Here is a 24,286-nt window from a genome sequence, read left to right on the forward strand (position 1 = left end):
GCCCAGGCGGGAGTTGGTTGCTTCGGCGCGCCACAGCCTAGCGGCGGACGATCTTCGCCCGCACAGCCGGTTCCCGTCCCGCCCGGGGAACCAGGCAGTATAGGGACGTGACTCTTATCGATCAGCTGCCGAGCGACGCCGACCCCGACGCCCTTTTCGAGGCTTTCTCGTCCTGGGTCGAGGAGCGGGGCATCTCGCTCTATCCCGCCCAGGAGGAAGCGCTGATCGAGGTGGTGTCGGGCGCGAACGTCATCCTGTCCACCCCGACCGGTTCGGGGAAGAGCCTGGTGGCGGCGGGCGCCCACTTCGCCGCCCTCGCCCGTGACGAGGTCACCTTCTACACCGCGCCGATCAAGGCGCTGGTCTCGGAGAAGTTCTTCGAGCTGTGCAAGCTGTTCGGCACCGAGAACGTCGGCATGCTGACCGGTGACGCGTCGGTCAACGCGGATGCGCCGGTCATCTGCTGTACGGCCGAGGTCCTGGCGTCCATCGCCCTGCGAGACGGCAAGGACGCCGATATCGGCCAGGTGGTGATGGACGAGTTCCACTTCTATGCGGAGCCGGACCGGGGCTGGGCCTGGCAGATCCCGCTGCTGGAGCTTCCGCGGGCGCAGTTCATCCTGATGTCCGCGACACTCGGCGATGTGAGCCGGTTCGAGGAGGATCTGACCCGGCGTACCGGGCGGTCCACCGCGGTGGTGCGGTCGGCGACGCGGCCGGTGCCGCTGAGCTACGAGTACCGCACAACGCCGCTCACCGAGACGCTGACCGAGCTGTTGGAGACCCGGCAGGCACCCGTCTACATCGTGCACTTCACCCAGGCCGCCGCGGTGGAGCGGGCCCAGGCGCTGATGAGCATCAATATGTGCACACGCGGGGAGAAGGACGAGATCGCCTCGCTGATCGGCAACTTCCGGTTCACCACCAAGTTCGGCCGGAACCTGTCCCGTTACGTCCGGCACGGGATCGGAGTGCATCACGCGGGCATGCTGCCGAAGTACCGGCGGCTGGTGGAGAAGCTGGCGCAGGCCGGACTGCTCAAGGTCATCTGCGGTACGGACACCCTCGGAGTGGGCGTCAATGTGCCGATCCGCACGGTGCTGTTCACCGCGCTGACGAAGTACGACGGGCAGCGGGTGCGGACGCTGCGGGCACGGGAGTTCCACCAGATCGCGGGCCGCGCCGGCCGGGCCGGATTCGACACCGCGGGCTTTGTGGTGGCCCAGGCGCCCGAGCATGTCATCGAGAACGAGAAGGCGCTCGCGAAGGCCGGGGACGATCCGAAGAAGCGCCGCAAGGTGGTCCGCAAGAAGGCACCGGAGGGCTTCGTCAACTGGGGCCAGAACACCTTCGAGAAGCTGATCGCCTCCGACCCCGAACCGCTCACCTCCCGCTTCCGGGTTACCCACGCGATGCTGCTGTCCGTCATCGCCCGGCCGGGCAACGCTTTCGAGGGAATGCGCCGGCTGCTCGAGGACAACCACGAGCCGCGCAAGAACCAGCTGCGGCACATCCGCCGGGCCATCGCCATCCACCGCTCGCTGCTGGACGGCGGGGTGGTCGAACGGCTCAATACACCGGACGCCGAGGGCCGTATCGTCCGGCTGACCGTGGATCTGCAACAGGACTTCGCGCTCAACCAACCGCTGTCCACCTTCGCACTCGCCGCGTTCGAGCTGCTGGACCCCGAATCGCCGTCCTACGCCCTGGACATGGTCTCGGTCGTGGAGTCGACCCTCGACGATCCACGGCAGATCCTGGCCGCGCAGCAGAACAAGGCGCGCGGCGAGGCGGTCGCGGCGATGAAGGCGGAGGGCATGGAGTACGAGGAGCGCATGGAGCGCCTCCAGGACGTCTCGTATCCCAAGCCGCTGGAGGAACTGCTCTCCCACGCCTACGGCCTCTACCGCAAGAGCCATCCGTGGGTCGGGGACCATCCGCTGTCGCCCAAATCGGTGATCCGCGACATGTACGAGCGGGCGATGACCTTCACCGAGTTCATCTCGTTCTACGACCTCGCCCGGACCGAGGGCATCGTGCTGCGCTACCTGGCCAGCGCCTACAAGGCGCTGGACCACACCGTGCCGGACGATCTGAAGTCGGACGACTTCGAGGACATCATCGCCTGGCTCGGTGAGATGGTGCGTCAGGTCGACTCCAGCCTGCTCGACGAATGGGAGCAGCTGGCCAATCCGGAGGAGGAGTCCGCGGAGGAGGCACAGGAGCGCGCCGACCAGGTGCGGCCGGTCACCGCGAACGCCCGTGCCTTCCGCGTCCTCGTGCGCAACGCCATGTTCCGCCGGGTGGAGCTCGCCGCGCTCGACCAGGTCGCGGAGCTCGGCGAGCTGGACGCGGACGCCGGCTGGGACGAGGACGCCTGGGCGGAGGCGATGGACAAGTACTGGGAGGAGTACGAGGAACTGGGCACCGGACCGCAGGCCCGCGGGCCGAAGCTGCTGCGGATCGAGGAGCAGCCGGAGGACGGGCTGTGGCGGGTGCGACAGACCTTCGACGATCCGAATGGCGACCACGACTGGGGCATCTCGGCCGAGGTGGATCTGACCGCCTCCGACGAGGAGGGCCGCGCCGTGGTCCGGGTCACCGACGTGGGTCCGCTGTAGCCTCGGTAGCCTCCTGAGCCCCATCCCCGCCGCGAGCCATCTCGCGAGCCCCCTCAGCGAAGGAACGCCGCAGATGACCAATCCCGCCGAGCGTCTGGTGGATCTGCTCGATCTGGAGCGGATCGAGGAGAACATTTTCCGCGGTCTGAGCCCCGATGAGTCGCTCCAGCGCGTCTTCGGCGGACAGGTGGCCGGACAGGCGCTGGTGGCCGCCGGGCGAACGACCGACGGGCAGCGCCCGGTGCATTCGCTGCACGCGTACTTCCTGCGCCCGGGGCGGCCGGGCGTGCCCATCGTGTACCAGGTGGAGCGCGTCCGGGACGGGCGCTCCTTCACCACCCGCCGGGTCGTCGCCGTGCAGCAGGGTCGGACGATCTTCAATCTGACGGCCTCCTTCCACCGTCCGGAGCCGGGCATCGAGCAGCAGCTGCCGATGCCCGGGGTGTCTGAGCCGGAGAGCCTGCCGAAACTCGCCGACGAGATCCGCGCCCATCTGGGGGCCCTCCCCGAGGCGCTCGCGCGGATGGAGCGCCGCCAGCCCTTCGACATCCGCTATGTCGAGCGGTTGCGCTGGACGGAAGACGAGCTCAAGGGTGCGGAGCCGCGCAGCGCCGTCTGGATGCGGGCGGTCGGCCCGCTCGGGGACGATCCGCTGGTGCACACCTGCGCGCTCACCTATGCGAGCGACATGATGCTGCTGGACGCGGTGCGAGTGCCGGTCGAACCGCTCTGGGGCCGCCGGGGCTTCGACATGGCCTCGCTGGATCACGCCATGTGGTTCCACCGCCCGTTCCGCACCGATGAGTGGTTCCTGTACGACCAGGAGTCTCCCGTGGCCACCGGGGGCCGGGGACTGGCGCGCGGCCGGATCTACAACCGCGAGGGGCAGCTGCTGGTCTCGGTAGTGCAAGAGGGGCTCTTTCGTCCTGTCCAGGACGTGCAAGACCTTCCCGAGAGGGGCTCTTCCGCCCGCTGACCCCCACCGCGGGAACCACGGGCCCCGAGGGCTCAACGGGGGACGCGGGGAGAGCGGCTGCGGACCGCCACGCGGACTCGCGCACGGTAAGAGCGACTTCCGCGCGGACTGTGAGAGCGCCGACGGCCATGGCTCAGCGCCTGCCGGTCAGCCTGCGCCACAGCCCCCGCGGACGGTCCGGGGACCGGTGACGGCCTCCCCGCTGCGGGGGCTCCTCCGCCTCCGGGCACGGTGCGGGCAGGGACGCGCGGACGTCCCGCAGGGCTTCGGTGAGCGCGGCCCCGTAGCGCCGGATCTCCCGAGGGTCGTCCGCCGTCACCGTCCTGTCGATCACCTCGCGCACCGGACCGCTGTCGGGGCGGACCCGGATCAAGGCGGGGCGCAGCTCCCGCAGTTGACTCCGCTCGTGCGGATCGCCGACGACGACGGCGAGGTCGTCCGGCGCGAGGGCGGAAGCAAGAACCGCAGCACGGGCCCAGGGCTCCTCGGTCCGCGCGAGCAGCTGCTCGATCCGGCGGCGGCGCCAGGACTCAGCGCGCCGGTCCTCCCCCGCGGCCAGCGCCGCGCTCAGCCCCGGCGGGGTGCGGCCGGACAGCAGCTCTGGCCGACGTGCGGCCAACTCGGTGAGATCCGCCGCCAGATAGATCCACACCACCACCCGATAGCGGTTCACATAGAAGCGGACCGGGGCGAAGAAGCCGCCACGGGCGAGCCGGGTGAGCCGCCCAGGGCTGATGCCCAGCAAGTCGGCCCCGTCCGCCGTGCCGACCACCCGGAGCCGGGCGGCCAGCGCTTCCGGGAAGCCCTCGGCGGTCGTCAGCCGCGCCAACTCCGCGTGCGCCACCCGGGGTCGAGCGCCGGTGCCGACGGTGTGCACCTCTCCCAGCTGCACGGCGAGCTCCAACTCGCGGGGCCTGAGACCCAGAGCGCGGGCCGCCGCGCCGAACGCGACGCCCTCCCCCTCCCCTGACGAGCGAGGCTCCCCCTCGGGCGAACCGGGCTCCGGACCGGCCGGTCCCCACGACCCCTGACGCTCCTTCAGCCCCACATACATCTGCACGGTCATGGCGATGTCCTCCCCCGCGACCCATCAATCACTGACAGTGACGACGATAGCCGCGTGGCGCGACAGTGCGTCAGGGCTGTGGATAACTTCCGCGGGGCGCAGGTCAGCGCCTCATGAGCACCGGCAGGAGCCGCCCGCCGCTCCCGGTCAGCTGGACGCGGCGCTCTCCTGTCTCACCTCGACGCCCAGGTGCTCTCCCACCCGGTTGACCAGCAGCGTCATTTCATAGGCGACCTGGCCCACATCGGCCTCCGGTCCGCTGAGCACGCACAGGCAGCTGCCGTCACCAGCCGCCATGACGAAGAGGACTCCCTCGTCGTATTCGACCATCGTCTGCCGCACCCGGCCGGTCCTGAAGTGCAGACCGGACCCCTTGGCCAGGCTGTGCAGCCCGGAGGCGACCGCCGCCAGGTGCTCGGCGTCCTGGCGCTCGAGCGTGGAGCTCGCCCCCGTCACCAGCCCGTCGTTCGACAGCACCAGCGCATGCTCTATCTGCGCGATCCGCTCGGTCAGGTCGTCCAGTAACCAGTCGAGCCCCTTGCTGAGTGCCATGTCTGTTCCTCCCCGATTCCCCAGAGCTGCGTGCCAGCCTTTCTCACTGCCGCCGTCTGGGCAACCCGCCCTGTCCGTCATCACGGGGATGTGGACCGTTTGACGCAGGATGGAGACATGGCACAGAAAATGACCAAGGATCAGTGGCAGACGTTCGTCTCCGAGGGCACTCGCACCGGAAAGCTGTCGACCGTACGCGCCGACGGAAGCCCGCACATCGCACCCGTCTGGTTTCTGCTCGACGGCGACGATCTCGTCTTCAACACGGGCCAGGACACGCTCAAAGGGCGCAACATGGCGCGGGACGGCCGGGTCAGTCTCTGTGTGGACGACGAGCGGCCGCCGTTCTCGTTCGTCACGGTGCAGGGCCGCGCCGAGCTCATCGATGACGTGGCGCAGGTCCGCGACTGGGCGACCCGGATCGCCGCGCGGTACATGGGCGAGGACCGCGCGGAGGAGTTCGGCGCACGCAACGGTGTACCGGGTGAACTGCTGGTCAGGGTGCGTATCGAGAAAGTCGTCGGGTTCGCCGACATTGCCGACTAGCCGCCAACTGATGACATTCGACCGAAATTCTTCGCTTCGTGGCGGACTGTTGTCCATCCACCACTAAGGCCGCAGCAGAACTTTGATCGCCCCGTCCTCCTTGTGCTGGAACAGCTCATAGGCGCGGGGCGCCTCGTCCAGCGGCATGCGGTGGGTGGCGAACCCGTCGACGTCCAGGGGGTCCTCGTCCGTCAGCAGCGGCAGGATGTGGTCGACCCAGCGCCGTACGTTCGCGTGACCCATCCTCACCTGGATCTGTTTGTCGAACATCGTCATCAGCGGCATCGGATCGGCCATACCGCCGTACACCCCGCTGAGCGAGAGGGTGCCGCCGCGCCGTACCAGCGCGATGGCCAGGCGCAGCGCCGCCAGCCGGTCGACCCCGGCCTTCGCCGTGAGCCGGACGGCCCAGTCCCGCGGGAGGAATCCCACGGCCAGCTGGGCCGTCCTGCCGACCGGGCTTCCGTGGGCCTCGGTGCCCACGGCGTCGATGACCGCGTCCGGCCCCCGGCCTTCGGTGACGGAGACGACGGCCTCGACGAGATCTTCCTGATGGGCGTAGTCATGGAGGTCGAACACCTCCACACCGTCGGCGCGCGCCCGCCGCAGCCGCTCGGGCACCAGGTCCACCCCGATGACCCGGCCGGCTCCCTGTACCGTCGCGATCCGGCAGGCCATGCTGCCGATGGGGCCGAGCCCGAGGACCGCGACCGTGCCGTCCTGCGGGACGGCCGCGTAGTCCACCGCCTGCCATGCCGTGGGCAGGACGTCGGAGAGGTACAGGAAACGGTCGTCCGGTGGCCCTTCGGGCACCTTGATCGGTCCGTAGTGGGCCTGGGGCACGCGCAGATACTCCGCCTGGCCGCCCGGGACCGCGCCGTAGAGCTTGCTGAAGCCGAACATCTCCGCGCCCATTCCGTGCTCGACGACCTGGGTGGTCTCGCACTGCGTGGGCAGACCCGAGCGGCACATCCAGCAGTTCCCGCAGGCGATCTGGAAGGGCACCACGACGCGGTCGCCGGGGCTGAGGTTCGTCACCTCCGGTCCGGTCTCCTCCACAATTCCCATGGGTTCGTGGCCGAGGATGTCGCCGGGGGTCATGAAAGGCGTCAGCACCTCGTAGAGGTGGAGATCGGACCCGCACAGCGCGGTGGTGGTGATCCGGACGATCGCGTCCGTGGGCTCCTTGATGATGGGGTCGGGGACCGTCTCCACGCTCACCTCACGCCGACCCTGCCAGGTCACCGCTCGCATCGCCGTGTCCCTTCGCCGTGGTCTTCGGCAGGTCCCTCCGGGTACCCCGAGGAGACCGGCCGAAGCGGCGCCGGGGCCACGATCCGCGCCGCCCGTCCAGTTGTGCGCGCGCCCGCTCCACCAGCCGGGCCGTCTCGGCGGCGATGGCTGCCGGGTCGGCTCCGGCGGTACCCAGGACGGCCAGACACCCGCCGTCGCCGACCGCGGCAACACAGAGGTGGCCCCCTTCCGTCTCGATCACCGCCGGACGGGCCCTACCGCCGCGGGCACGGCGCCCGGCGCTTGTGGCGAGGCTGTGGAACCCGGAGGCGACGGCGGCCAGGTGCTCGGCCTCCGCGCGGGAGAGTCCCCGGGACGCGCTCACCGTGGCCCCGTCGCCGGAGAGGATCACCACATGGCGTACATCGCGGGCCCAGTCCACCAGGTCGTCCAGCATCCGATCGAGGTCGGTCAGGGAGCGGGCGTCGGCGCCACGGTGCTTGGTCACGAGCGGTCTCCCTCGGTCAGCGCCCACCGCACCGGGCGGCGCTCCGGCTGTCCCCTGGACCAGGTGGCCCCCTTTGGCTCGGGACGCTAGACCTGGTCGGGGCGCGCGAGAGGGGCGAGTTACGGAATCTGCCGGGTATTGACAGGGTCAGATGCCAGAGCGATCGATCGATGCCCGAATGTGTACGTCAACGGAGGTCGGCCTTGGTTTCCGCTTCACCGAGAGTGGTGCACTGGGAGCACCGGGAGTGGTCCATCGATGGTGATCCGCCGGATACGGTTCCTCCACGGTGATCCACCGACAGGGAGGAGCGTCATGCCCCAGGACGAGCACCAGCGGCATCGCCACGGCCCCGGCGCGGGCGGGGCGACCGAGGTGACGGAGTTCTTCACTCCCCGGGCCGCCGACTGGGACAGCCGCTTCCCCGACGACGGACCCGCCTACGCGGCCGCCGTCGCCGAGCTCGGGCTGCGCACCGGGGACGCGGTGCTCGACGCGGGCTGCGGCACGGGCCGGGCACTGCCCGCCCTGCTCACCGCCGTCGGTCCGGAGGGCACCGTCCTGGGGGCCGATCTCACCCCCGCCATGCTGGAGGCCGCCGTCCGCGCGGGGCGGGACGGCGCGGCGTCGCTCGTCCTCGCCGACGTCACCCGGCTGCCTCTGCGTGACGGCGGTCTGGACGCGGTGTTCGCCGCCGGGCTGATCTCGCATCTCGGCGAACCCGGCCCCGGGCTGCGCGAACTGGCCCGGGTGGTGCGCCCCGGCGGACGGCTCGCGCTGTTCCACCCGGTGGGCCGGGCCGCGCTCGCGGCCCGTCACGGCCGCCCGCTGACCCCCGACGATCTGCGGGCCGAGCCCAATCTGCGGTCACTGCTGGCCCGTTCCGGCTGGCGACTGGAGTCGTACACGGATGAGGACACCCGCTTTCTGGCGCTGTCGGTACGTGAGGGCTGAGGGCCGTCAGGGACGCTTCAGTGCGCGACTGGGCCAGGATCGGCTCATCCCCGCGCGGTGAGCGCCGCGCCGATCCCGTGGCCGGGCAGGTCGACGAAGAGCGACCGGCGTCCGGCGAGAACCGAGGCGGCGGCGATACGTTCCGCGCGGGCTCCCCACCATCGCCCGCGCCACCGGCCGGACCGAACCGTCCCGGCTGCGGAGCACTCTGGAGACCCTGGGGCCACTTTCGGCGACTGACCTGGTCGCAGCCATCTCGACGCCGTGGCTACCGGCTGGTTAGGGTGCGCCGACGACGGATCGCCCATCGGATCCGGGACTGCAAGAGGAGGCTGCCGTGCCCGCCACGGAGGAGTCAGGCGACGACGCACTGTACGTGCTGACCGCGGTGCTGCTGACACCCGCTCAATTCCCGAGCGTGCTCGGCGACGACTACCCCGAGGCGTGCGCCGCCCTCGGTCTGCGGCCCTACGAGGTCGGCTACGGCCTGGTGCTGGGGCAGGACGGCCACGGAGCGCGCTGGACGGTGGTCACCGACGACGTCTCACTCGTGGCCTGCGCCATCGCGACGTGGGACTGCGGTATGGAGTACGACCTGTCCCTCGACGAACGCACCATGGTCGCCTCCCTCCCCGGCTGGCCGCTCGCCGTGGCGGTGGCCGCCCCGGGCGTCCCCGCACCGCACGACCCCGAGCCCGGTCCCGAGCTCGGGGACACCGCCCGGCCGCCGCTCGCACCGCCGGACTCCGAGCGGTGGGGCCCGGCACAGCGGCGGCTCGGCGCGGACGAGATCGCCCTCCAGTGGGCCATCTGGCGTGAACAGGTGGACAACGACGTCACGTTCGTCGCCCCCGGCGAGAAGCCGCACGGAGGGGTGCGACGGGTACTCGAAGAGGTGCGCGGCTATCTGGACACGCCCCCGCCGCTCGGCCGGGTCCGCTCCGCGTTCGCCGCCGGTGACGCGCGGACCCTGCGGGCCGACGGGCCGGGCTGGAGCATGGTGGCGCGCACCGACGACATCGCGTTCGTCCTGCTGGACGACGCACCGGGCGAGGTGCTTCCGGTGGGGCGCGGCCCCGAACTCCCGGGGCTGCTGACCGCGCTGGACGAACTGGCCGTACGCCCCAACTGAGGCCGGGGCAGCGGGTCGCGGTAGGCCCGGAGCCAGGAGGGGGTCAGCGGCTGAGGTGTTCCGTATGAGGCCAGGCGATCACTGAGAGATCGCGAGGCCGTCCTTTCCCTGCGTCATGGCGGCCATCGTGTCATCGCGCCGTTCGAGACCATGGCCATCGGAGGTGTGGTCAGCGGCGGGGCGATCCGTACGGAGGTGGTGTCCGCGGAGGGGGCGCGCGAGGTGCCGAGCGGTCTGGAGCCGGTGTCGCTGCGGGCTGGGGGGGCCGATGGACCCTGAGCGGGCGGATCTGATCGTGGCGCCGGGTCCCGCGGGGCGGATACCCGCGCCCGGTGAGGACATGGAGAAGGCGGGCGAGGACGCGATCCCGACCCTGATTGCGCGTGCGCTCGGCACCCGGCTCCCGGTGCTGCTGAAGGCCGCCCTGGACAGTCCCGGGGTGACGGTGGCCACGGTCTGTGGCGGCTCACTGATCCCGGCCATGGCGAAGCTGATCGACGGACGTCACGCGACCAGCCATCATCTGGCGCTGGACGACCTGGCGGAGACCGGTGCGGTGGCGGTTGACGCGCGGCCCGTGCCGCGGCGGTTGCGGCGGTGCGTGTCGGCACCGCCGCACCCGCCGCGGCCATCCCTCTCCCCGTCTGGCCGGGTCCCGTATGGGACGCCGGGCGGCCCGCGATCGGTGCTGCACGGTCACTCCCAGGTGCGTGTCGCCGTGGGCCCCGGGCCCGGCCAGCGGTCCTTGGCGGCCGGGGTCAGCGGCCGAGCTCCTTTCGGGAGACCCGGCGCAGCCTGCGGCGCTGGGAGGGGTCCAGCAGCAGATAGGCCGCCGCGGGCACACCGACGAGCACCAGCAGGGCTGCCCAGAAGGGCAGCAGCCACATCAGGATCACACCTGCCGCCACACCTCCGGCGGCGACCTTCGCGCGCGTGGACATCTCACCCGCCTCCTCTACGGCCCCGAGCCGCGTTCTTCACGGCTCCGAGCCGCTTTCACTCCTCACAACGCACACCGGCGGTCTCCGGTTCCTCAATCGTCCCGCCGTCCTGTACCCTCGACCGCCCCGACCCACTAGTCAAATTTGAGGAATAAATCAGCGCTGTGACACCACCTCGCGCGGCGACGCCCTCCGAGATCGCCGAACTCTGCCGTTCCACCACGGTCTTCCTGCCCGCCGACCCGGCACGCACCGGACGGGTCGCCTTCTGGTCCCCGGACGGCCCGCCCCCGTCCGGCCCCGGCTCCACCGAGGAGCTGACCGTTGTCGTTCCAGACGTCACGGCTCCGGACGTCGCTCAGGTCTCCGACGGCCCGGACGGCGCCCCCGACGATGGCCGCACCATCCGCACCCGTACCGTCCCGGCGCTCGTCCTGCCCCTGAGCGCCGCGCTGCCGGTCCTCACCCGCGCCCGCGCACGGGCCGCCGCCCGCGCGGCGGACGGTGCGGCCGACACCGACCCCACGGCAGCCTTCTGGGGCGCTGCCGCCGTGCTCGCCCTCCAACTCGCCGCCCGCGGACGGCTGCTGCCCGGTCTCACCGCCACCGACCACGACGCCTGGCGCGTCGGCCCGCTCACCCCTGAGGATCTGGAGCGGCTGCGGGAACTGGCCGGCGCCATGCCGCCCGCCGCGCACGCCCTGCCGCTGCCCGGCACCGACCCCGTTCTGCTGCCCGAGCCCGAGCGGCATCTGCGTGCGTTCCTGGACGCGGTGGCGGACGGGCTGCCGCGCACCCCCGCCGCGTCCCTGGCCGCGGGCGGCCCCGCATTCGCCGCCGCGCCGCCCGTGCGCCTGCCCGAACAGCGTGCCTGGGCGGCCGATGTGGCCGCCGGACACGACGCCGGGGTGCGGCTGTCGCTCCGCATCGAGGTGCTGCGCGGCGACATCCGAGCCACCGACGGCGACCACGCCCCCGCGGGGCCGGACTTCCGCGCCGTCCTCCAGCTGCACAGCCTCACCGACCCTGCCCTCGTCGCGGACGCCGCCGACATCTGGGCGGGCACCTCTCCGGTCGGCACGGCACTGGGCCCGCGCGCCCGGATGGACGCGCTGCTCACCCTGCGGCGCGCGGCCCGCGCCTGGCCCCCGCTCGCCCCGCTGCTGTCGTCCGCCGTGCCCGATGCGATCGACCTCGCCGACGAGGAGGTCACCGAGCTGCTCGGCCCGGCGGCGGAGGCACTGGACGCCGCTGGGGTGCAGGTGCACTGGCCCAGGGAGCTGGTGCGCGGGCTCACCGCGCGCGCCGTCATCGGCCCCGACGAGGACGACCGGGCCGAGGACGGCCTCGGCCCCCGGATGCCGTCCTTCCTCTCCGCCGACGCGCTGCTCCGCTTCAGCTGGCGGTTCGCCATCGGCGGCCAGGACCTCACCCGCGAGGAGCTCGACCGGCTCGCCGAGGCCAGTCGTCCGGTGGTGCGGCTGCGCGACCAGTGGGTCGTCCTGGACCCGGAGTCGGCGCGCCGGGCCCGGGACCGCACGGACCGCAAACTCACCCCCATCGACGCACTCGACGCCGTCCTCACCGGCCGTACGGAGGCCGACGGCACCGCCGTGGACGTCGAGCCCACCGGCTGGCTCGCCGCGCTGCGCGACCGGCTCGCCGACCCCGAGGGGACCGCCCATCCCGAGCAGCCGCCCGTCGCCCAGCCCGCGGCGCTCACCGCCACCCTGCGCGACTACCAGCTACGCGGTCTGGACTGGCTGGCCCGGATGACCTCCCTCGGCCTCGGCGGCTGTCTCGCCGACGACATGGGGCTCGGCAAGACCATCACCCTGATCGCGTTGCATCTGCACCGTCAGGGCGTCCCCGAGGCGGCCGGACCCACCCTCGTGGTGTGCCCCACCTCCCTGATGGGCAACTGGCGGCGCGAGATCGAGAAGTTCGCGCCGGGCACCCCCGTGCGCCGCTACCACGGCAGCGCGCGCAACCTGGACGACCTCGCCGACGGGGAGTTCGTCCTCACCACGTACGGGACGATGCGGCTCGACGCCCAGCGCCTGGCCGGGGCGGGGCCCTGGGGCATGGTGGTCGCGGATGAGGCCCAGCACGTCAAGAACCCGTTCTCGGCGACCGCGAAAGAGCTGCGTGCCATCGGGGCCAAGGCCCGCGTCGCACTCTCCGGCACGCCCATCGAGAACAACCTGTCCGAGCTGTGGGCGATTCTCGACTGGACCACGCCGGGGGTGCTGGGCACCCACGGCGCATTCCGCAGGCGCTACGCCCAGGCCGTCGAGAGCGGCAGCGATCCGGCCGCCGCCGCGCGGCTGGCGAAACTCGTCCGGCCCTTCCTGCTGCGGCGCCGCAAGTCCGACCCGGGCATCGCCCCCGAACTGCCACCGAAGACCGAGACCGACCGCGCGGTCGCCCTCACCACCGAACAGGCCGGGCTGTACGAGGCCGTGGTGCGCGAGATCCTCGCCGAGATCTCCGGCACCGACGGCCTGGTCCGGCGCGGGCTCATCGTCAAGCTGCTCACCGGTCTGAAGCAGATCTGCAACCATCCCGCCCAGTATCTGAAGGAGGAACACCCCGTCCTTCCCGGCCGCTCCGGAAAGCTGGAGCTGCTCGACGAACTGCTGGACACCATCCTCGCCGAGGGCGCGAGTGTGCTGCTGTTCACGCAGTACGTCCAGATGGCGCGGATCCTCGAAACACACCTGGCCGAGCGCGGGGTGGCGACCCAGCTACTGCACGGAGGCACCCCGGTGGCAGGGCGCGAGGAGATGGTGCGGCGCTTCCAGGACGGCGAAGTGCCGGTGTTCCTGCTGTCGTTGAAGGCCGCGGGCACCGGGCTGAACCTCACCCGGGCCGAACATGTCGTGCACTACGACCGCTGGTGGAACCCGGCCGTCGAGGCGCAGGCCACCGACCGCGCGTACCGCATCGGACAGACCCAGCCGGTGCAGGTCCACCGCATCATCGCGGAGGGCACGGTGGAGGACCGGATCGCCGCGCTGCTGGAGCGCAAGCGGGAGCTGGCGGACGCGGTGCTCGGCACCGGCGACGCCGCGCTGACCGAACTGACCGACGCCGAGCTGGCAGAGCTCGTGGAGCTGAGGGGGAGCGAGCGATGAGCCATGACCGGAACACCGAGGGCGTCCCGGCCGGTGCCGTCCCGCGCGCGGAGCGTGTCTTCGACGCGCTGCCGCCCGCCCGCGGCCGCGGGTTCGCCCGGACCTGGTGGGGCCAGGCGTGGCTGAAGGCCCTGGAGGACACGGCGCTCGACGGCCAACAGCTCAAAAGCGGCCGCAAGCACGCCCGCGAGGGCGCGGTGGGCGCGGTCAGCGTCCGGCCGGGCCGGATCACCGCGGTGGTGCGGGACCGGGACCGTACGCCCTACCGCTCCGACGTCCTGGTCCAGGAGTTGAGCGAGGCCGCATGGGACCGGCTGCTGGAGGTGGTGGCGGACCGTTCGGGCCATATCGCCGCGCTGCTGGACCGCGATATGCCCCCGCAGCTCGTCGAGGACGCGGCCGCCGCGGGCGTCGATCTCCTGCCGGGGATCGGCGATCTGGAGCCGGAGTGCGCATGCGAGGCGTGGGACCACTGTCCGCACACCGCCGCGCTCTGCTACCAGCTGGCGCGGCTGCTGGACGAGGATCCGTTCGTCCTGCTGTTGATGCGCGGGCGGGGAGAGCGGGAGCTGCTGGACGAACTCCAGATGCGCAGTGTGGCGCGTGCCGCGCGGCGCGCCCCGGCCGAGGAGGCCGCCGCGGGACCGGACCCGCTGTCCGTTCCGGCGGGCATACCGGCCCGGGAGGCGTTCGCCGTGCCCGGCCCGGCGGCGCTCCCCGCGCCCCCGCCCGCGGTGGCCACGCCGGGCCGCCCACCGGCGCTGGTCGGCGGCGCGGAACCGGCGCCGGGGCTGGATGTGGCCGCGCTGGAGTTCCTCGCCGCGGACGCGGCCGTACGCGCCCAGCGGCACCTGGCCGAGGCACTGTCACCCGGCCATGCCACCGCCCCGGTCACCCCCGGGGCCCCGGACGCGCTCACGGCGTGGCAGGACACGGTGCGGCTGATGGCGGCCGGGCCTCCGGAGGAGGTCGCGGGGCGGCTCGCGGCGGGCTGCGGCCGCGATCGCGCCGAACTGGCACAGGCGGTCAGGGCGTGGGGGCACGGCGGACCCGCCGCCCTCGCGGTCTTGGAGGAGGAGTGGACCCCGGACACGGAGGCGCTGGCCCGTGCCCGCGCCCGGCTCTCCGCCGCCTGGGAGGAGGGCGAGCGGGCGCCGCGGCTGCGGATGGCGGGCAACCGGTGGACGGTCGTGGGCTCCGACACCCAGGTGCGTCTGGGGCGTGACGGCCGGTGGTGGCCGTACCGCAAGGAACGGAGCCGCTGGTGGCCGGCCGGTCCGTCGGCCGACGACCCGGCGGCGGCACTGGCGGGCCTGGAGTCGTCCGACTGAGCGCAGGCGCCCGGCGTACCCCGGTGGTGGCTCGTTGTCCGGGCCACCACCGGGGGCGGAGTCCCTCAGTCCCGCGCCCCCAGCAGATGGTCCATGGCCAGCTGGTCGAGGCGTTCGAAGGCCATACCGCGTTCGGCCGCCGCCTGGAGGTCGAAGTCCTCGAAGGCGGTGCGGTCCGCGAGCAGGGCCGCCGGGGTTTCGCCCTCGCCGAGGGTGGGCCGGGACAGCTGGTCCAGACGGGAGGCGCGCAGCGCCCGCTGGACCTCGGGGTCGGCGCGGAAGGCCGCGGCCCGCTCCTTGAGGATCAGGTAGTTTCGCATGCACCCGGCGGCGGAGGCCCAGACGCCCTCCCTGTCCTCGGTGCGCGGCGGTTTGAAGTCGAAGTGGCGCGGGCCCTGGTATCCGGCCGTCTCCAGGAGGTCGACGAGCCAGAAGGCGGCCCGCAGATCGCCCGCCCCGAAGCGCAGGTCCTGGTCGTACTTGATTCCGGACTGACCGTTGAGGTCGATGTGGAAGAGCTTGTCCGCCCACAGCGCCTGGGCGATGCCGTGCGGGAAGTTCAGCCCGGCCATCTGCTCATGGCCGACCTCCGGGTTCACCCCGAACAGCTCGGGCCGCTCCAGCCGCTCGATGAAGGCGAGGGCGTGGCCGACGGTCGGCAGCAGGATGTCACCGCGCGGTTCATTCGGCTTGGGCTCGATGGCGAAGCGCAGGTCGTAGCCCTGCTCGGTGACATACGTGCCGAGCAGGTCGAACGCCTCCTTCATCCGGTCCAGCGCGACCCGTACGTCCTTGGCGGCGCCGGACTCCGCGCCCTCGCGGCCGCCCCAGGCCACATACGTCGTGGCGCCCAGCTCGACGGCGAGGTCGATGTTGCGGAGGGTCTTGCGCAGGGCGTAACGGCGTACGTCCCGGTCGTTGGCGGTGAAGGCGCCGTCCTTGAAGACCGGATGGGTGAAGAGGTTGGTGGTGGCCATGGGCACGGTCATGCCGGTGGCCTCCAGAGCCTGCCGGAAACGTTTCACCCGGGCTTCGCGCTCGGCTTCCGGGGCGCCATGGGGGATCAGGTCGTCGTCGTGGAACGTGACGCCCCAGGCGCCGAGTTCGGCCAGCCGGGTCACGGTCTCGACGGGGTCGAGCGCCGGACGGGTGGCGTCGCCGAACGGGTCCCGGCCCTGCCAGCCGACGGTCCACAGGCCGAAGGTGAACCTGTCCTCGGGGGTGGGGGTGTGGCTCATCGCGGCTCCTTCGCCTATTTCGTCATGGCGATTTACAAATTAGTATGCGCAAGCAATCCGGGGAAGCCCCGCAGCACCCGCACCCGCACCCCCACCCGCACACCCGCACACCTGGGACGCAAGGGAGAGCCCGAGATGGCAGCAGCAGCCGTGCCCGTGCCGGAAGGACCGCTGGTCGTCGGCGTGGACAGCTCCACACAGTCGACCAAGGCACTGGTCGTCGACTCCGCGACGGGGCGGGTGGTGGCACGCGGGCAGGCCCCGCACACCGTCACCACCGGCCGCGACGGCACCGGCAAGGAGTCCGCGCCGGAGCAGTGGTGGGAGGCGCTGACCGAGGCCCTGCGCCAGTGCGGGACGCCCGCCCACGAGGCGGCCGCGGTCTCCGTCGGCGGCCAGCAGCACGGTCTGGTCACCCTGGACGCCTCCGGCCGCTCGGTGCGCCCCGCGCTGCTGTGGAACGACGTGCGCTCGGCGCCGCAGCGCGACCGGCTGGTGGCGGAGCTGGGCGGCCCGAAGGCGTGGGCGGAGCGGATCGGCAGTGTGCCCGCGCCCGCCTTCACCGTCACCAAGTGGGCGTGGCTCAAGGAGAACGAACCGGAGGCGGCCCGCGCCACCGCGGCCGTACGCCTCCCCCACGACTACCTGACCGAGCGGCTGACCGGCCATGGCACCACCGACCGCGGGGACACCTCGGGCACCGGCTGGTGGGCGTCCGCGACCGAGGCGTACGACGAGGAGGTCCTGGAGCGGGTGGGGCTGCCGCCGGAGCTGCTGCCGCGGGTGCTGCGCCACGGCGAGGCCGCCGGGACCGTACGGGACCTCCCGGACCTTCCGCTGCCCAGCGGCGCCCTGGTGGCCACCGGTACGGGCGACAACATGGCGGCCGCCCTCGGGCTCGGGCTGCGCCCGGGACAGCCGGTGCTGAGCCTGGGGACCTCCGGCACCGTGTACGCGGTTTCGGCGCACCGGCCCGCCGATCCCACCGGCGTGGTCGCGGGGTTCGCCGACACCCGGGACGCCTGGCTGCCGCTCGCCTGCACCCTCAACTGCACCCTGGCGGTGGACCGGATCGCCGCGCTGCTCGGCCGGGAACGGGAGGCGGTGGAACCGGGCGGCTCGGCCGTGCTGCTGCCCTTCCTGGACGGCGAGCGCACCCCGCATCTGCCGAATGCCTCCGGCCTGCTGCACGGGCTGCGCCATGACACCACGCCCGGCCAGGTGCTCCAAGCCGCCTACGACGGCGCCGTGTTCGCCTTGCTCACCGCCTTGGACCGGGTGCTGGACGGGGACGGCGCGTCCGACGCTCCGCTGCTGCTCATCGGTGGCGGCGCCAAGGGCACGGCATGGCGGGAGACGGTGCGCAGGCTCAGCGGCCGCCCCGTCCAGGTGCCGCGCGCCCAGGAGTTGGTCGCCCTCGGTGCCGCCGCCCAGGCCGCCGGGCTGCTGCTGGGCGAGGATCCCGCGGCGGTGGCCCGGCGCTGGGCGACGGCACAGGGGCCGTCCTACGATGCGGTGCCGCGCGACGAAGCGACGCTGGAGCGTGTCGCGGGGGTGCTGTCCGACGCCGACGGTCTGCTCCACCGGACCTGACGCACCACGAGAGGAGACCACGACGGTGGCAGCGCCACTGCCCAACACCCAGCAGGCGATGCGCCGACGCAATCTGTCCCTCGTCCTGCACGCCGTGGCCGCGCGGGGCCCGCTGTCCCGCGCGGCCGTCGCCGGTGAGGTGGGGCTGACCCGGGCCGCGGTCTCCACCCTCGTCGACGAGCTGATCCGGGACGGGCTGCTGGTCGAGCTGGGCCCCTCCCGGCCCGGTACGGTCGGCCGCCCTGGCAGCGCGCTCCAGCTCGACGAACGCGGTCCGGCCGGGCTCGGCGCGGAGATCGGCGTGGACCGGCTGGCCGTGTGCGCGGTGGACCTGCGCGGGCGGATACGGGCCCGGACCGAGATCGCGGCGGCGAACCGGGACCGCGCCCCGGAACCGGTCCTCGGTCAACTGGCGGACCTGGTGCGGACGGTGGCGGCCGACGCGGAGGGCGCGGGGCTGCGCCCGGTGGGTCTGACGGTGGCGGTGCCCGGTCTGGTGGCCCGTGGCTCGTCCCTGGTCGTACGGGCCCCCAACCTCGGCTGGGAGAGTGTGGACATCGGCCCCGGACTGCGCGCCGAACTGCCCGACCTCCCCCTGACGGTCGGCAACGAGGCCAACCTGGGCGCGCTCGCCGAGCTCTGGCGCGGTGGCCACGATCCGGAGCTCCGTGACTTCGTCCATGTCTCGGCCGAGATCGGCATCGGTGCCGCGGTGGTGCTCGACGGTCGGCTGCTGCGCGGTACGCGCGGTTTCGCGGGCGAGCTGGGCCATGTGCCGGTCCGTCCGGAGGGGCCCGAGTGCCCGTGTGGCGGACGCGGCTGTCTGGAGCGGTACGCGGGCGAGGAGGCGGTGCTGCGGGCGAGCGGCCTCTCCCCCGAGCAGGCCGCGGCCGAACATCCCGGCCCCGGCGGCCGGATCGCCCTGCTGGCCGTGCGGGCCGCCGCGGGCGACCGCCGGGTGCGGCGCGCGCTCCGGGACGCGGGCGCGGCCCTCGGGATCGCGCTCGCGGGCACGGTGAATCTGCTGGACCCGCAGAAGGTGGTGCTCGGCGGGGCCCTCACCCCGCTGGCACCCTGGCTGCTGCCCGTCCTGGAACGGGAGTTGGGGCGGCGGGTGGCCGATCCGGCCCGGCCGGGTCGGGAGACGGTCACCGTCTCCCGCCTGGGCGCTGAGGGCCCGCTGCTCGGCGCGGCCCACTCCGTCGTCCGGGCGGTCCTCGACGATCCCGCGGCGTTCAAGGACCCGGGCGCCGCCGTCGGTGCCCGAGGGAACCGCGCGGTGGACACCGCGCGGCGGCGGTCGTGACCGCCCGGTTCCGTGCGGTGCGCGGTTCCGCGGCGGCGTCGGACCGCTCCGGGCTCGACGGTCCGACGGCGAGGTCCGGTGGCCCGGCCGCGCTCACAGGTGCTGATGCATGATGTGGAGTCCGACATAGCCCTTCGTCGGATGCTCGAACGCCTCCGGGACGGTGCCCACCACCTCGAAGCCCAGTGAACGCCACAGCGCGACCGCCCGGGTGTTGCTCTCCACGACGGCGTTGAACTGCATGCCCCGGTAGCCTTCGGCCCGCGCCCACTCCAGGACATGTTCGCCCAGGGCCCGTCCGACCCCGCGTCCGGCCTGCTCGGGCGCCACCATGAAGCTGGCGCTTGCGATATGCGACCCGGGACCCATGTGGTTGGGGTTCATCTTGGCCGAGCCGAGCACGGTGCCGTCGGGGTCGGTGGCGACGACGGTACGGCCCGGGGCCGTCAGCATCCAGAGGTCACGCGCCTGGTCCTCGTCGAGGTCGCGCGGATAGGTGTAGGTCTCGCCCGCGGCGACGATGCGGTGCAGGAAGGGCCAGATCGCGGGCCAGTCCTGAGGGGTGGCGGTCCTGATGAGCATGGCCGTCAGCATGACGCCGGTGACGGCGGAACGCGACGGGTTTTTGCTGTCCGCCGCCACCAGTCCGGTCAGCTGTCCGGTCACCCGTCCGCTCAGCGGGTGCCGCGGAGGAAGTCCTCGAGACCCGCCAGGTCGTCGGTGTTGAGGTGGTCGACGTCGGCGGCCAACAGTTCGCGCCACAGAGCGTCGCGCTCCGGCCCCGCCGCATCGGGAGTGGCCCAGAAGCGCACCCGCTGACGGGCGTGGTGCGCGGCGCCGACGATCTGCCGCAGCTTCTCCCGCTCCGCCGGGGGCATGGTGCCCGCGCCCTGCCAGGTGAAGGTCTTGTTCCAGTCGGCGCTGATGAGTGGGATGAAAGAGGCGGGCACTCCCGTGCCGAGGTCCTCCAGGCGTCCGTCGTAGAAGGCGTGGCGCACCTTCTCGGCCTCCATGGGGGCGCGGGCGCCGCGGTCACCGGAGATGACGGCGGTCACCGGGCCGCGGCGCACCCGGCCGCCGACCCCGCCGTAGGCGGCGCTGAACATCGGGCCGTAGCGGCGCAGCCGTTTGGCGAGTGCGCGATAGGTGGCCTCGCCCGGGGTCTTGAGGTCGATCAGCAGCTGGAGGGAGAGGTCGTCACCACGGTAGACCCGGCCGCCGTTGGCTTTCACCCGCCGGGCCAGCGGGTCGAGGTAGAGCGATTCGAGGGTGCGGGTCGGGTCCAGGTCGGTGGCGTCGTGGGCGACCAGCAGCGCGCCGTCCACCAGCCAGATGTCGGCCTCGACACTACCGAAGCCGTGGGAGAGGGCGTCGGTGAGCGGGCGGGGGTGCTCGTAGTCGTTGTGCGCATGGGCTCTGGCGAGGGGTGGTGCGGGCCTGCCGGTGGCCGCCGTACCGGCGAAGGCGGGTGTGGCCACACCGCCCGCCACGGCGGCTCCGAGGGTGACAACAAAGGCGCGGCGCGTACGGCGTTCCATGAGGCCTCCCGGCTCTCGTCCCGGCGTGCTGCTCGGCTGTGCGCGGTGACGCCAGTGAGTATCGGGGGGCCGTGGCCCCAAAGGGCAGAGCCATGCGAAGAGTTCGGCGGGCCGACCCCGGCCATTTCCCCGCCGTTCCCGCGCGGCGGGGGTGCGGGGCGCGCCTGGAGGTGGTGTGCCCGAGGGTGCGGCGCGGGGCGCCGAACGCGAACGGTCCGCGGCGCGGACGCCGAACGGCGGCACGTACGGCTGCCCGCGGAGCCGGAGTATTTACCCATTCCTCGCCTTCGTCCGAACCCTTCGGGCGGCCACACTTTTGAGTGAATGCACAGGCCCAAAGGCCGCTGATAGCTTGGGAGTTGCTCGGGAGGAATTTCTCTTGAGGTCCGTACAGGGGTGGGTGAGCATTCACGATGACGACGTCCGTTGAACCGGGTTCCGGTACCGACAATTCGCAGCCGCTGTCGAGTCTCGGCACGGCGGCCGCGCGGAATCTGGCGACGACGACCAAGTCCGTTCCGCAGATGCAGGGAATTACCTCGCGTTGGCTGCTGCGCATGTTGCCGTGGGTGCATGTGCCGGGCGGCAGCTACCGGGTGAACCGGCGGGCCTCGCACACCCTCGGGGACGGCCGGGTGGAGTTCACGACCACCGGCGCCGAGGTCCGGGTCATCCCGGTCGAGCTGCGGGAGCTTCCGCTGCTCCGCGGCTTCGAGGACACCGAGGTCCTGGAAGCGCTGGCGAACCGGTTCACCCAGCGTGAGCTGGCTCCCGGCGATGTGCTGGTGGAGGCCGGGCGTCCGGCCGATGAGCTGTATCTGATCGCCCATGGCAAGGTCGACAAGCTGACCGAGGGAGCCTTCGACGAGCCCGCGGTGGTCGGCACGGCCGCGGGCGGTGACCACCTCGGTGAGCGGGAGCTGGCCTCGGCCGACGGCGGCACCTGGGGCGTCACCGTCAAGGCGGTCACCTCCTGCACCGTGCTGGCGCTGTCCCGCCAGGAGTTCGAGGAGCAGATGGACCGCTCGGGGGCGCTGCGGGAGCATGTGGACGCGGTGCGGGCGGCGCCCGAGGCCCCGCGGAACGAGCACGGCGAGGCGTCCATCGAGCTGTCCTCCGGCCATGCGGGCGAGCCCATGCTGCCGGGCACCTTCGCCGAGTACGAGCTCGCGCCCCGCGAGTACGAGCTGAGCGTGGCCCAGACCGTGCTACGGGTCCACACCCGGGTCGCCGACCTGTACAACGACCCGATGAACCAGGTGGAGCAGCAGCTCCGGCTGACCATCGAGGCCCTGCGGGAGCGCCAGGAGCACGAGCTCATCAACAACCCCCGGATCGGCCTGCTGCACAACGCGGATCTGTCCCAGCGCATCCACACCCGCGGCGGCCCGCCCACCCCCGACGACCTCGACGCCCTGCTGGCCACCGTGTGGAAGGACCCGGGGCTGATCCTGGCGCATCCGCGCGCGATCGCCGCGATCGGCCGGGAGTTCAACAGCCGCGGTATCTCCCCGCAGAGCGCGGAGGTGAACGGTCATGCGGTGCCGGCGTGGCGCGGTGTGCCCATTTTCCCGTGCAACAAGATTCCGGTGACCCGCAGCGGGGTCACCTCCGTCCTCGTCCTGCGCACCGGCGAGGAGAACCAGGGGGTTATCGGGCTGCATCGGACCGGAATTCCCGATGAATACCAGCCGAGCCTCTCCGTGCGGTTCATGGGAATCAGCGAGCAGGCCATCATCTCGTATCTCGTCAGCGCCTACTATTCCGCGGCCGTTCTGGTCCCGGATGCGCTCGGAATCCTGGAGAACGTGGAAATCGGCCGCTGACGGCCCGCCACGCCTTCGGATGGCCCTCGCATACGTTCCCGAATACCTACCGAAATGAGTGATGAGCACAGATGACCACTTCCGTGGAGTCCGGTGAGCAGCCGCTGAGTCTGGGCACGGCCGCCGCACGGAATCTGGCGACCACGACCAAGTCCGTTCCGCAGATGCAGGCCATCTCGTCCCGGTGGCTGCTGCGGGTGCTGCCCTGGGTGCAGGTGTCGGCCGGCACCTACCGGGTGAACCGGCGGCTGAGCTACACGGTCGGTGACGGGCGGGTGGAGTTCGTCACCACCGGGTCGCAGGTGCGGGTCATCCCGCCGGAGCTGGCCGAGCTGCCGACGTTGCGCGGCTTCGAGGACACCTCCGTGCTGGAGTCGCTGGCCGACGCCTGCGTCCAGCGGGAGTACGCGCCGGGGGATGTGCTGGTCGAGGCCGGTCGCCCGGCCGATCAGGTGTATCTGGTCGCTCATGGCAAGGTCCGGCAGATCGCTCCCGGCGCCTATGACACCGATACGGCGCTCGCGGTGCTGGCCGACGGGGAGTACTTCGGCGACGCCGCGCTCACCGGGCCGGAGCGGACCTGGGAGTTCACCGTCCGGGCGGTCACCCGCACCACCGTGCTCACCCTCCCCCGCCGTGCCTTCCAGGAGGCGGCCGACCGCTCGGGGGCGCTGCGCGCCCATGTCGAGGAGCGGGAGAACCGGCCGGAGCCCGCGCGCAATCGTCGTGGCGAGGCCGATATCGCGATCACCTCGGGCCACTCGGGCGAGCCGGTGCTGTCGGGGACGTTCGCCGAATACGAGCTGAGCCCGCGGGAGTACGAGCTGAGCGTGGCCCAGACCGTGCTGCGGGTCCACACCCGGGTCGCCGATCTCTACAACGACCCCATGGACCAGGTGGAGGAGCAGCTCCGGCTGACCATCGAGGCGCTGCGCGAGCGTCAGGAGCACGAGCTCATCAACAACCGGGAGTTCGGCCTGCTGCACAATGCCGATCTGTCCCAGCGCATCCACACCCGCAGCGGGCCGCCCACCCCCGATGACCTCGATGAGCTGCTGTCGCGGCGCCGCAAGACGCAGTATCTGCTGGCCCATCCGCGCACCATCGCGGCCTTCGGGCGGGAGTGCAGCAGCCGGGGCCTGTATCCGCAGGGCACCGAGATCGGCGGGGTGGCGGTGCGAGCCTGGCGCGGAGTGCCGCTGCTGCCGTGCAACAAGATCCCGGTGAGCGAGTCCGGCACCAGCTCCATCCTGGCGATGCGCACCGGGGAGGAGAGCCAGGGTGTTGTCGGGCTCCACCAGACCGGGATCCCCGATGAGTACGAGCCCAGTCTGAACGTCCGGTTCATGGGCATCAACGAGCAGGCACTGACGTCGTATCTGGTCAGCGCCTACTACTCGGCGGCGATTCTGGTGCCGGACGCGCTGGGTGTCCTGGAAGACGTCGAGATCGGCCGCTGAGCGGTGCCGCCGTCACCGCGGGCGCGGGTCAGGGGCGGACGCTGCTGACCACGTCCGCGGTGGCGGCGAGCCCTTCGGAGATGGTGGGCGCCACACTGCTACTGGCCAGATAGAAGCCGAGCGTCACACAGACCAGGGCATGGGAGATACGCAGCCCGCCACTGCGCAGAAAGACCACCGCCAGAATCAGAAGCAGCAGGACCACGGAGATGGAAATGGCCATGGGAGCCTCCTCGGCCGCTACGGAGGATCGGAATCCGGCCGTCAGTGTGGCCCAGAATCGCCCATGACCCGCCGAACCGTGGTGCTCCGGACGGGTGCCGATCTG

General features: G+C 72.1%; 21 protein-coding genes. 12 read left to right on the forward strand and 9 right to left on the reverse strand.

Annotated features, from left to right (window positions below; genetic code table 11):
* The first annotated feature begins 107 nt into the window (after nt 1–107).
* Together JK363_RS27495 and JK363_RS27500 are read left to right on the forward strand one after the other, a co-directional pair.
* The gene (locus tag JK363_RS27495; protein WP_201878217.1) at nt 108–2,621 is read left to right on the forward strand and encodes a DEAD/DEAH box helicase; all 2,514 of its coding nucleotides are present in this window, start codon (nt 108–110) and stop codon (nt 2,619–2,621) included.
* Between the two features lie 73 nt (nt 2,622–2,694).
* Nucleotides 2,695–3,597 (forward strand): acyl-CoA thioesterase, encoded by a 903-nt coding sequence (locus tag JK363_RS27500; RefSeq protein WP_201878218.1) that lies wholly within the window; start codon nt 2,695–2,697, stop codon nt 3,595–3,597.
* A gap of 133 nt (nt 3,598–3,730) precedes the next feature.
* On the opposite strand, the gene JK363_RS27505 is transcribed toward JK363_RS27500, so the two are convergent.
* Nucleotides 3,731–4,663, reverse strand: coding sequence for a DUF6397 family protein (locus JK363_RS27505; RefSeq protein WP_201878220.1), 933 nt, complete (start codon nt 4,661–4,663; stop codon nt 3,731–3,733).
* A 147-nt stretch (nt 4,664–4,810) separates the two neighbouring features.
* Nucleotides 4,811–5,215 (reverse strand): roadblock/LC7 domain-containing protein, encoded by a 405-nt coding sequence (locus JK363_RS27510; RefSeq protein WP_201878222.1) that lies wholly within the window; start codon nt 5,213–5,215, stop codon nt 4,811–4,813.
* Between the two features lie 117 nt (nt 5,216–5,332).
* On the opposite strand from JK363_RS27510, the gene JK363_RS27515 reads away from it, so the two are divergent.
* Entirely contained in the window at nt 5,333–5,761 is a 429-nt protein-coding gene (locus JK363_RS27515; protein ID WP_201878224.1) for a PPOX class F420-dependent oxidoreductase, read from the forward strand.
* A gap of 63 nt (nt 5,762–5,824) precedes the next feature.
* Here the strand turns inward: JK363_RS27515 and JK363_RS27520 are convergent, their stop codons facing one another.
* Both JK363_RS27520 and JK363_RS44310 read right to left on the reverse strand, forming a co-directional pair.
* Nucleotides 5,825–7,015 (reverse strand): zinc-dependent alcohol dehydrogenase, encoded by a 1,191-nt coding sequence (locus tag JK363_RS27520; protein WP_201878226.1) that lies wholly within the window; start codon nt 7,013–7,015, stop codon nt 5,825–5,827.
* Complete coding sequence (locus JK363_RS44310) at nt 6,984–7,502, reverse strand: roadblock/LC7 domain-containing protein (protein ID WP_307821885.1); 519 nt, start codon at nt 7,500–7,502, stop codon at nt 6,984–6,986. Before JK363_RS44310 ends, JK363_RS27520 begins: the two co-directional genes overlap by 32 nt.
* Nucleotides 7,503–7,817: 315 nt before the next feature.
* Here JK363_RS44310 and JK363_RS27530 point away from each other — a divergent pair, with 315 nt between their 5' ends.
* The 3 genes from JK363_RS27530 to JK363_RS43910 all read left to right on the forward strand — a co-directional run bounded on the left by JK363_RS27530 (nt 7,818) and on the right by JK363_RS43910 (nt 9,867).
* Entirely contained in the window at nt 7,818–8,456 is a 639-nt protein-coding gene (locus tag JK363_RS27530) for a class I SAM-dependent methyltransferase (protein WP_201878228.1), read from the forward strand.
* A 337-nt stretch (nt 8,457–8,793) separates the two neighbouring features.
* On the forward strand, nt 8,794–9,588 hold the full coding sequence (locus JK363_RS27535) for a hypothetical protein (RefSeq protein ID WP_201878230.1): 795 nt from the start codon (nt 8,794–8,796) through the stop codon (nt 9,586–9,588).
* A 150-nt stretch (nt 9,589–9,738) separates the two neighbouring features.
* The gene (locus JK363_RS43910; protein ID WP_268981097.1) at nt 9,739–9,867 is read left to right on the forward strand and encodes a hypothetical protein; all 129 of its coding nucleotides are present in this window, start codon (nt 9,739–9,741) and stop codon (nt 9,865–9,867) included.
* A gap of 479 nt (nt 9,868–10,346) precedes the next feature.
* On the opposite strand, the gene JK363_RS27540 is transcribed toward JK363_RS43910, so the two are convergent.
* On the reverse strand, nt 10,347–10,529 hold the full coding sequence (locus tag JK363_RS27540; protein WP_176185577.1) for a tail-anchor membrane protein: 183 nt from the start codon (nt 10,527–10,529) through the stop codon (nt 10,347–10,349).
* Nucleotides 10,530–10,693: 164 nt separating this feature from the next.
* Between JK363_RS27540 and JK363_RS27545 the strand changes: the two genes are divergently transcribed.
* Both JK363_RS27545 and JK363_RS27550 read left to right on the forward strand, forming a co-directional pair.
* Nucleotides 10,694–13,666: an SCO1167/SCO6262 family helicase gene (locus JK363_RS27545; protein ID WP_201878232.1), complete on the forward strand. Its 2,973-nt coding sequence runs from the start codon at nt 10,694–10,696 to the stop codon at nt 13,664–13,666.
* The gene (locus tag JK363_RS27550; protein ID WP_201878234.1) at nt 13,663–14,997 is read left to right on the forward strand and encodes an SWIM zinc finger family protein; all 1,335 of its coding nucleotides are present in this window, start codon (nt 13,663–13,665) and stop codon (nt 14,995–14,997) included. The genes JK363_RS27545 and JK363_RS27550 overlap by 4 nt, the downstream gene beginning before the upstream one ends.
* A 65-nt stretch (nt 14,998–15,062) precedes the next feature.
* Here the strand turns inward: JK363_RS27550 and xylA are convergent, their stop codons facing one another.
* On the reverse strand, nt 15,063–16,235 hold the full coding sequence (xylA, locus tag JK363_RS27555; protein ID WP_201878236.1) for a xylose isomerase: 1,173 nt from the start codon (nt 16,233–16,235) through the stop codon (nt 15,063–15,065).
* Nucleotides 16,236–16,370: 135 nt separating this feature from the next.
* Between xylA and xylB the strand changes: the two genes are divergently transcribed.
* A complete protein-coding gene (xylB, locus tag JK363_RS27560; protein WP_215911329.1) occupies nt 16,371–17,828 on the forward strand; it encodes a xylulokinase in 1,458 nt (485 codons plus the stop codon).
* Between the two features lie 58 nt (nt 17,829–17,886).
* On the forward strand, nt 17,887–19,134 hold the full coding sequence (locus JK363_RS27565; RefSeq protein WP_236076154.1) for an ROK family transcriptional regulator: 1,248 nt from the start codon (nt 17,887–17,889) through the stop codon (nt 19,132–19,134).
* Nucleotides 19,135–19,227: 93 nt separating this feature from the next.
* On the opposite strand, the gene JK363_RS27570 is transcribed toward JK363_RS27565, so the two are convergent.
* Together JK363_RS27570 and JK363_RS27575 are read right to left on the reverse strand one after the other, a co-directional pair.
* The gene (locus JK363_RS27570) at nt 19,228–19,716 is read right to left on the reverse strand and encodes a GNAT family N-acetyltransferase (protein WP_372444858.1); all 489 of its coding nucleotides are present in this window, start codon (nt 19,714–19,716) and stop codon (nt 19,228–19,230) included.
* Nucleotides 19,717–19,808: 92 nt separating this feature from the next.
* On the reverse strand, nt 19,809–20,672 hold the full coding sequence (locus tag JK363_RS27575; protein WP_201878240.1) for a phosphatidylinositol-specific phospholipase C/glycerophosphodiester phosphodiesterase family protein: 864 nt from the start codon (nt 20,670–20,672) through the stop codon (nt 19,809–19,811).
* 413 nt (nt 20,673–21,085) lie between these two features.
* Between JK363_RS27575 and JK363_RS27580 the strand changes: the two genes are divergently transcribed.
* Nucleotides 21,086–22,498 (forward strand): family 2B encapsulin nanocompartment shell protein, encoded by a 1,413-nt coding sequence (locus JK363_RS27580; protein WP_201878242.1) that lies wholly within the window; start codon nt 21,086–21,088, stop codon nt 22,496–22,498.
* 71 nt (nt 22,499–22,569) lie between these two features.
* The gene (locus tag JK363_RS27585; RefSeq protein WP_201878244.1) at nt 22,570–23,958 is read left to right on the forward strand and encodes a family 2B encapsulin nanocompartment shell protein; all 1,389 of its coding nucleotides are present in this window, start codon (nt 22,570–22,572) and stop codon (nt 23,956–23,958) included.
* 28 nt (nt 23,959–23,986) lie between these two features.
* Here the strand turns inward: JK363_RS27585 and JK363_RS27590 are convergent, their stop codons facing one another.
* Nucleotides 23,987–24,181, reverse strand: coding sequence for a hypothetical protein (locus JK363_RS27590; protein ID WP_069860708.1), 195 nt, complete (start codon nt 24,179–24,181; stop codon nt 23,987–23,989).
* Between the last annotated feature and the right edge of the window lie 105 nt (nt 24,182–24,286).

Source organism: Streptomyces coffeae, from assembly GCF_016741875.1.
GTDB classification, from domain to species: Bacteria; Actinomycetota; Actinomycetes; order Streptomycetales; family Streptomycetaceae; genus Streptomyces; species Streptomyces coffeae.

Coding starts and splice junctions, on each gene's coding strand:
- JK363_RS27505 (WP_201878220.1), bottom strand. CDS start 4,663: ATGACCGTGCAGATGTATGTGGGGCTGAAGGAGCGTCAGGGGTCGTGG.
- JK363_RS27590 (WP_069860708.1), bottom strand. CDS start 24,181: ATGGCCATTTCCATCTCCGTGGTCCTGCTGCTTCTGATTCTGGCGGTG.
- JK363_RS27530 (WP_201878228.1), top strand. CDS start 7,818: ATGCCCCAGGACGAGCACCAGCGGCATCGCCACGGCCCCGGCGCGGGC.
- JK363_RS27515 (WP_201878224.1), top strand. CDS start 5,333: ATGGCACAGAAAATGACCAAGGATCAGTGGCAGACGTTCGTCTCCGAG.
- JK363_RS27565 (WP_236076154.1), top strand. CDS start 17,887: ATGCGCCGACGCAATCTGTCCCTCGTCCTGCACGCCGTGGCCGCGCGG.
- xylB (WP_215911329.1), top strand. CDS start 16,371: ATGGCAGCAGCAGCCGTGCCCGTGCCGGAAGGACCGCTGGTCGTCGGC.
- JK363_RS27510 (WP_201878222.1), bottom strand. CDS start 5,215: ATGGCACTCAGCAAGGGGCTCGACTGGTTACTGGACGACCTGACCGAG.
- JK363_RS27580 (WP_201878242.1), top strand. CDS start 21,086: ATGACGACGTCCGTTGAACCGGGTTCCGGTACCGACAATTCGCAGCCG.
- JK363_RS27550 (WP_201878234.1), top strand. CDS start 13,663: ATGAGCCATGACCGGAACACCGAGGGCGTCCCGGCCGGTGCCGTCCCG.
- JK363_RS27575 (WP_201878240.1), bottom strand. CDS start 20,672: ATGGAACGCCGTACGCGCCGCGCCTTTGTTGTCACCCTCGGAGCCGCC.
- xylA (WP_201878236.1), bottom strand. CDS start 16,235: ATGAGCCACACCCCCACCCCCGAGGACAGGTTCACCTTCGGCCTGTGG.
- JK363_RS43910 (WP_268981097.1), top strand. CDS start 9,739: ATGGCCATCGGAGGTGTGGTCAGCGGCGGGGCGATCCGTACGGAGGTG.
- JK363_RS27540 (WP_176185577.1), bottom strand. CDS start 10,529: ATGTCCACGCGCGCGAAGGTCGCCGCCGGAGGTGTGGCGGCAGGTGTG.
- JK363_RS27570 (WP_372444858.1), bottom strand. CDS start 19,716: ATGCTCATCAGGACCGCCACCCCTCAGGACTGGCCCGCGATCTGGCCC.
- JK363_RS27585 (WP_201878244.1), top strand. CDS start 22,570: ATGACCACTTCCGTGGAGTCCGGTGAGCAGCCGCTGAGTCTGGGCACG.
- JK363_RS27520 (WP_201878226.1), bottom strand. CDS start 7,015: ATGCGAGCGGTGACCTGGCAGGGTCGGCGTGAGGTGAGCGTGGAGACG.
- JK363_RS27500 (WP_201878218.1), top strand. CDS start 2,695: ATGACCAATCCCGCCGAGCGTCTGGTGGATCTGCTCGATCTGGAGCGG.